Annotated in this window: 3 protein-coding genes; all 3 read left to right on the top strand. The window is 76.8% G+C overall.

All coding sequences use genetic code 11. From position 1 onward, the window contains the following. Positions 1 to 246: 246 nt before the first annotated feature. Positions 247 to 927, top strand: coding sequence for a response regulator (locus HCN56_RS24845; RefSeq protein ID WP_167974803.1), 681 nt, complete (start codon positions 247 to 249; stop codon positions 925 to 927). Positions 928 to 1,171: 244 nt separating this feature from the next. Next, a complete protein-coding gene (locus HCN56_RS24850) occupies positions 1,172 to 2,131 on the top strand; it encodes a Rossmann-like and DUF2520 domain-containing protein (protein ID WP_167974805.1) in 960 nt (319 codons plus the stop codon). Further along, a partial coding sequence (gene panC, locus HCN56_RS24855) for a pantoate--beta-alanine ligase (RefSeq protein ID WP_167974807.1) occupies positions 2,128 to 2,833 on the top strand: 706 nt, incomplete at its 3' end. The genes HCN56_RS24850 and panC, both read left to right, overlap by 4 nt.

The following is a 2,833-nucleotide window of genomic DNA, read 5'->3' on the forward strand; positions in this document are numbered from 1 at the left end:
CCGCCGGTCCCACCGCCGCGCCCGCCCCCGGGGACGAGGCGGCGGACTCGGGAGCCCCCGGCGAGCCGGCAGCCGGGCCCGCAACCGAGCAGACCGGCGCCCCTCCCGGCGGCCCGCCGCACCCGCCACGCCGCCCCGGCCCCAGCTGACCGGCTCCGACCGATACAGGTCGATGCAGGCCGGCACACCGGCCGACGCCGACCGCACCGCCCCGCCCGCCCCGTCCCCTCCAAGGAGAAGCCGCACATGCCGATCCGCGTCATGCTCGTCGACGACCAGGTCCTGCTCCGCACCGGTTTCAAGATGGTCCTCGCCGCGCAGCCCGACATGGAGGTCGTCGCCGAGGCGGGCGACGGAGTGGAGGCGCTGGAGACGCTCCGCTCCACCGCGGTCGACGTCGTCCTGATGGACGTGCGGATGCCGCGCATGGACGGCGTCGAGACGACCTCCCGCATCTGCAAGGACGGCGGCGGCGGTCCCGGCGAGCCGAAGGTGCTGATCCTGACCACCTTCGACCTCGACGAGTACGCCTTCACCGGCCTCAAGGCCGGTGCCGCGGGCTTCCTGCTGAAGGACGTCCCGCCGGACGAGCTGATCTCCGCCATCCGCTCCGTGCACAGCGGCGACGCGGTGGTCGCGCCCTCCACCACCCGGCGGCTGCTGGACCGCTTCTCCTCGCTGCTGCCCGTCCGCCGCCGCACCGCGTCCCACCCCGAGCTGGACCAGCTGACCGAGCGGGAGCGCGAGGTACTGGTCCTGATCGCGCAGGGACTGTCCAACGGCGAGATCGCCGCCCAGCTCGTGGTCTCCGAGGCGACGGTGAAGACGCACGTCGGGCGCATCCTCGCCAAGCTCCAGCTCCGCGACCGGGTCCAGGCCGTGGTGCTGGCGTACGAGATCGGGCTGGTGCAGGCGCGCGGCGCCTGACCCCGGCCCGCACCCCGCGCCGCCCTTACCCCGAGCCGTCGCCCCCACCCGCTCGACCTCCCGCGCCTTGCCCACGGCCGACGCCCGGGCCCGCGCCCGCCCGCCGTCCGGCCAACCCGTGACATCCCGTCCCGAACCGGCGGCCGCCGGTGCCCCTCGCCCGGGGCGCCGACGGCGCCGGCCCGGCCCGTAGCATGGCGTCGATCGTCCGGTACCGGATCGACGGACTGGAACGGAAGGCGCCGTGAACCAACCACCCCCCGCCCCGCCCGGCCGGGCCGAGGACCGACCCGCCCGACTGACCGTCGGTGTCGTCGGAGCCGGCCGCGTCGGCCCCGCCCTCGCCGCCTCGCTCGCGCTGGCCGGCCACCGCCCCGTCGCCGTCTCCGCGGTGTCGCAGACCTCGCGCCGCCGCGCGGCCGAGCTGCTGCCCGACGCGGCCGTCGTCGAACCCCCGGAGGTGTTGGCCCGGGCCGAGCTCGTGCTGCTCACCGTGCCCGACGACGCCCTCCCCGACCTGGTCGCGGGCCTCGCCCGCACCGGAGCGGTCCGCCCCGGCCAGCTGCTGGTCCACGCCTCGGGCCGCTACGGCACCGGGGTGCTGGAACCCGCCCGCCGCGCGGGCGCGCTGCCGCTGGCGCTGCACCCGGTGATGACCTTCACCGGCACCGCCGTCGACGTGCAGCGGCTCGCGGGATGCTCCTTCGGCGTCACCGCCCCCGAGGAGCTGCGGATGGCGGCGTCCGCGCTGGTCATCGAGATGGGCGGCGAACCCGAGTGGATCGAGGAGGCCGCCCGACCGCTGTACCACGCGGCGATCGCGCTGGGCGCCAACCACCTGGTCACCCTGGTCGCGCAGTCCATGGAGGTGCTGCGCGCCGCCGGTGTCACCGCCCCGGACCACATGCTCGGCCCGCTGCTCGGCGCCGCGCTGGACAACGCGCTGCGCTCCGGCGACGCCGCGCTGACCGGCCCCGTCGCCCGCGGCGACGCCGGCACGGTCACCGAGCACGTCGCGCAGCTGCGCCACCACGTGCCCGGCGTGCTGCCCGGCTACCTCGCCATGGCGCGGACCACCGCCGACCGGGCACTCGACAACGGCATGCTCCGCCCCGAGCAGGCCGAACGGCTGCTGGAGGCCCTGGCCGGGGAGCCCTCGACCGGCCCCGCCGACGGCACGGGGCGGACGGAGGACGGCAGATGAGAGCCCCCCACCTGGTGCACACCGCCGCCGAGCTGGCGGAACTCCGCCGACCGGGCGCCACCCGCGCCGTCGTGATGACGATGGGCGCCCTGCACCGCGGCCACGCCGCCCTCGTCGCCGCCGCGCGCCGCGAGGCCGGCCCCGACGGGCAGGTCGTCGTGACCGTCTTCGTCAACCCGCTCCAGTTCGGGCCCGGCGAGGACTTCGACCGCTACCCCCGCACCCTCCCCGACGACCTGCGGATCGCCGGCGAGGCCGGTGCCGACGTGGTCTTCGCCCCCGCCGGCGACGAGGTCTACCCCGACGGCAACCCGCTGGTCACCCTCGCCGCCGGCCCGATGGGCGAACGGCTGGAGGGTGCCCACCGCCCCGGCCACTTCGACGGCGTGCTCACCGTCGTCGCCAAGCTGCTCCACCTCACCGACCCGGACGTGGCGCTCTTCGGTGAGAAGGACGCCCAGCAGCTGGCGCTGATCCGCCGCATGGTCCGCGACCTGAACTTCCCGGTCCGGACGGTCGGGGTGCCGACCGTCCGGGAGGAGGACGGCCTGGCGCTGTCCAGCCGCAACCGGTACCTCTCGCCCGCCGAACGCCGCACCGCGCTCGCGCTCTCCCGCGCGCTGTTCGCCGCCCGCGACCGGCTCGCCGCCGAGGCGGCGCTCCGCGCCCGCGTCCGGCAGGCCCCGGCGGCCGGTCCCGGTC

The sequence above is a fragment of the Streptomyces lonarensis genome (assembly GCF_012033735.1).
GTDB classification, from domain to species: domain Bacteria; phylum Actinomycetota; class Actinomycetes; order Streptomycetales; family Streptomycetaceae; genus Streptomyces; species Streptomyces lonarensis.